At 40.5% G+C, this 3,597-nt stretch carries 6 protein-coding genes and 1 tRNA gene; all 7 read left to right on the forward strand.

The features are described from left to right. A partial coding sequence (locus tag J536_RS23430) for a tetratricopeptide repeat protein (RefSeq protein ID WP_032064146.1) occupies positions 1-459 on the forward strand: 459 nt, incomplete at its 5' end. 4 nt (positions 460-463) lie between these two features. Further along, positions 464-1,042 (forward strand): lipoprotein insertase outer membrane protein LolB, encoded by a 579-nt coding sequence (gene lolB / locus J536_RS23435; RefSeq protein WP_017481320.1) that lies wholly within the window; start codon positions 464-466, stop codon positions 1,040-1,042. 18 nt (positions 1,043-1,060) lie between these two features. Continuing rightward, on the forward strand, positions 1,061-1,894 hold the full coding sequence (gene ispE / locus J536_RS23440; RefSeq protein ID WP_025468421.1) for a 4-(cytidine 5'-diphospho)-2-C-methyl-D-erythritol kinase: 834 nt from the start codon (positions 1,061-1,063) through the stop codon (positions 1,892-1,894). After that, positions 1,893-1,967 (forward strand) — tRNA-Gln (locus J536_RS0104900). Before ispE ends, J536_RS0104900 begins: the two co-directional genes overlap by 2 nt. 36 nt (positions 1,968-2,003) lie before the next feature. Beyond that, positions 2,004-2,954: a ribose-phosphate pyrophosphokinase gene (locus J536_RS23445; protein ID WP_002120445.1), complete on the forward strand. Its 951-nt coding sequence runs from the start codon at positions 2,004-2,006 to the stop codon at positions 2,952-2,954. Positions 2,955-3,050: 96 nt separating this feature from the next. Next, complete coding sequence (gene rplY, locus J536_RS23450; protein WP_002120443.1) at positions 3,051-3,347, forward strand: 50S ribosomal protein L25; 297 nt, start codon at positions 3,051-3,053, stop codon at positions 3,345-3,347. A 20-nt stretch (positions 3,348-3,367) separates the two neighbouring features. Beyond that, a partial coding sequence (locus J536_RS23455) for an aminoacyl-tRNA hydrolase (RefSeq protein ID WP_032064132.1) occupies positions 3,368-3,597 on the forward strand: 230 nt, incomplete at its 3' end.

Here is a 3,597-nt window from a genome sequence, read left to right on the forward strand (position 1 = left end):
CTAATTTACGCGGAAGTTTTATTACTTGATCCATATACGGACCGTGACAAGCTGGACAAAACCTTAAAACAATTATTACAACTTGAGCCCAACAGCCCAACGTATCTAAATGCATATGCTTATACACTGGCACTGCAAAACCGTCGTTTAAAAGAAGCACGTCAGTATGCAGAGCAAGCATTAGAATATGCGCCTGAACAGGCTTCAATTCTTGATACGCTAGGTTATATTGCATTTTTACAGAATGATTATGAAGCTGCGGCGGAAGCCTTAGGCAAAGCGTATGAACTTAGCCATAATATAAATATTGGTATTCGTTATGCTAAAGCTTTGTATATGCAAGGGTCACTCACGCAATTTAGCGCAGTGTTACAACAACTGAAACAAAAGCATGCCAATGATCCACAATTACAACAGCTTGATGCGTTAATTTTACCTACATCTGCAAAAAAGAGTTAAATATATGAGCAAATTTGCCCAACTGTGCACAGCGATCTGTGGATCAAGTGTATTATTTCTAACCGGTTGTCAGCATTTTACTCAACCAAAACCTGCGGTTACTCAACAAGTTCAAGACGAAAAACACTTTAATTTGCAAGGTAAGATTGGGGTTCGTACACCACAGCAAACCGGTAGTGCTTTTTTTACCTGGCTTCAACAGCAAGATAATTTTGATATCGAATTAAGCGGTATTTTAGGCGTTGGAAAAACCCAAATTCAGGGTAAACCAGGCGAAGTAACTTTAAACAGTTCTAAAACAGGACTTATTAGCGCTGCATCTCCAGAAGAACTTTTAGAGCGAGCAACAGGTTGGCAAGCACCAATTACGCACTTAACGAGCTGGATTTTAGCAAAACCAGCAACGCTAAATGCTCAAATTACGAAAGACGCTACAAATCGAGTGAGTCAACTGATTGAAGATGGCTGGACAGTTAATTTCAGTTACGATGGTGAACAAACTTTGCCAAACAAACTGGTTTTAAAGCAAGCTCTTGCTGAAGATAAAGAAAACCGTATTACAATGGTCATCCAAAACCGCTAAGTCTAATTATATAAATCTATGATTCGAGTTCCTTCCCCTGCTAAGCTCAACCTGTTTTTACATATTACAGGCCGACGTGAGAATGGTTACCATGAGCTACAAACCATTTTCCAACTGATTGATTTATATGATTGGATGACATTTACACCGACTTTGGGCGAAGAAATCGAAATTGATGGGTTGAGTGAAGTTCGACCTGAAGAAAATTTGATTTATCGAGCAGCCCAAATACTAAAACCACATGCAAAAAAACTTTGTGGCTTGGACATCAAAATTGAAAAAAATATTCCAATGGGTGCGGGTCTAGGCGGCGGTTCATCTAATGCCGCCACAACACTTATTGTGTTAAATCAATTATGGGAATGTGGCCTAGAGCAAGAACAACTTGCGGACTATGGTGTTAAGCTCGGTGCCGATGTTCCAATTTTTATTTATGGTAAAAATGCATGGGCTGAAGGCATTGGTGAACATTTATCATTCATAGACTTAGATCAAAAACAGTTCATTATTTTAAAACCTGATTGTTTTATCAGCACTCAATTGCTTTTTTCACAAAAAACATTGACAAGAGACTCTAAGACCACTAAATTTTGCGCCTATCAGTTAGAACCTTCTAATTTTGGAAATAACTTTGAGCCACTGGCTCGGCAGTTATACCCTGAAGTAGAAGAAGCAATGCAATATTTAGATCAATTTGGTCAAGCAAAGCTTACAGGTACAGGTGCTTGTGTTTTTATTGAAGTAACGAATGAAATGAATATTGATGAAATTCTTAAGCATTCACCATGTAAATCTTACTTGGTAAATAGTTTAAAAGAATCTCCTCTTAATCATTTTAAGGTTACACGTTAGGGGCGTCGCCAAGTGGTAAGGCACCGGGTTTTGATCTCGGCATCCGTTGGTTCGAATCCAGCCGCCCCTGCCATCTATTTCATTACATACCAACCGCCAAGGGTGCTTCATGCCCAATCTTGTCGTTTTTAGTGGAAATGCTCATCCACAGTTCGCTCAAAAAGTCGTAAGTCACTTACATATCCCTCTAGGTGCTGCATCAGTCGGTCACTTTTCTGATGGAGAAATTTCAGTAGAAATTACTGAAAATGTTCGTGGTAAAGACGTATTTATCGTTCAGCCTACTTGTGCCCCTACCAATGATAACCTTATGGAAATCTTGGTTATGGCAGATGCTTTGCGTCGTGCAAGTGCTGGTCGTATTACCGCTGTTATCCCTTATTTTGGTTATGCTCGCCAAGACCGTCGTCCACGTTCTGCACGTGTGCCGATTACAGCTAAAGTTGTCGCAGACATGCTTACCACTGTTGGTATTGACCGTGTCGTGATGATCGACTTACATGCTGACCAAATTCAAGGTTTCTTCGATATTCCTGTCGACAACATCTACGGTACTCCTGCTTTGCTTGCTGACTTACGTCAACAACAACATGACAACCTTATGGTGGTTTCTCCTGACGTTGGTGGTGTAGTACGTGCTCGTGCTGTTGCCAAACAGATGGGTGACATCGATTTAGCAATTATTGATAAACGTCGTCAAAAAGCCAATGAGTCGCAAGTTATGCACTTAATTGGTGACGTAAAAGATCGTGATTGCGTTATCGTAGACGATATGGTCGATACTGCTGGTACATTGTGTAAAGCAGCTGATGCGCTTAAGCAATTTGGTGCACGTCGTGTAGTTGCGTACGCAACTCACCCTGTACTATCAGGTAAGGCTATTGAAAACTTACGTAATTCAGTTATTGATGAACTGGTTGTGACTGATACCATTCCTCTTTCTGAAGAAGCATTGACCTTAGGCAAGATCCGTCAGGTTTCTGTTGCTAGCATGGTTGCTGAAACGATTCGTCGTATTAATAACGAAGAGTCTATCAGTGCAATGTTCGATAGTTTATAATATTGCAGCTTTTTATAAACCCTAGCCTTGGCTGGGGTTTTCTATCACTAAACTGGTCGCAAGTTTAGTCTTTTAAACTTTAATGAGGATTTACTCATGGCAAACTTCGTATTAAACGCTCAAGCGCGTGCTGAAGACAAACAAGGGAAAGGTGCGAGCCGCCGCCTTCGTCGCGAAGCTTTAATTCCAGCTATCATTTATGGTGGCAACGCTGAGCCTGTAACTGTTACTTTAGAACTTCGTGAGCTTGTAAAAGCTTTAGAAAGCAATGCTTTCTTTGAAGAAGTTGTAGAAATCAAAGTGGGCGACAAAGTTGAAAACGTTAAAATCCAAGCGTTACAACGTCACCCATCTAAAAACACTCCTATGCACGCTGACTTCAAACGCGCATAAGTGTTTAAAGGCGTAGATTAGTGTCAAATATTTCGCTAATTGTTGGTTTGGGCAATCCTGGTTCAGAATATGCCCAAACCCGCCATAATGCAGGTTTTTGGTTCATTGAACAGCTTGCTGACAAATATGGCATTACATTAAAAAATGATCCGAAATTTCACGGAATCAGTGGACGTGGTAATATAGAAGGACACGATGTCCGTCTACTTCTACCCACTACATTTATGAACCGTTCTGGACAAAGTGTAGT

Source organism: Acinetobacter sp. 809848 (assembly GCF_000581275.1).
In the GTDB taxonomy this organism is placed as follows: Bacteria; Pseudomonadota; Gammaproteobacteria; order Pseudomonadales; family Moraxellaceae; genus Acinetobacter; species Acinetobacter pittii.

Bases quoted from the DNA above. Each gene is read 5' to 3' on its own strand.
- lolB (WP_017481320.1), top strand. From the start codon at position 464: ATGAGCAAATTTGCCCAACTGTGCACAGCGATCTGTGGATCAAGTGTA.
- ispE (WP_025468421.1), top strand. From the start codon at position 1,061: ATGATTCGAGTTCCTTCCCCTGCTAAGCTCAACCTGTTTTTACATATT.
- rplY (WP_002120443.1), top strand. From the start codon at position 3,051: ATGGCAAACTTCGTATTAAACGCTCAAGCGCGTGCTGAAGACAAACAA.
- J536_RS23445 (WP_002120445.1), top strand. From the start codon at position 2,004: ATGCCCAATCTTGTCGTTTTTAGTGGAAATGCTCATCCACAGTTCGCT.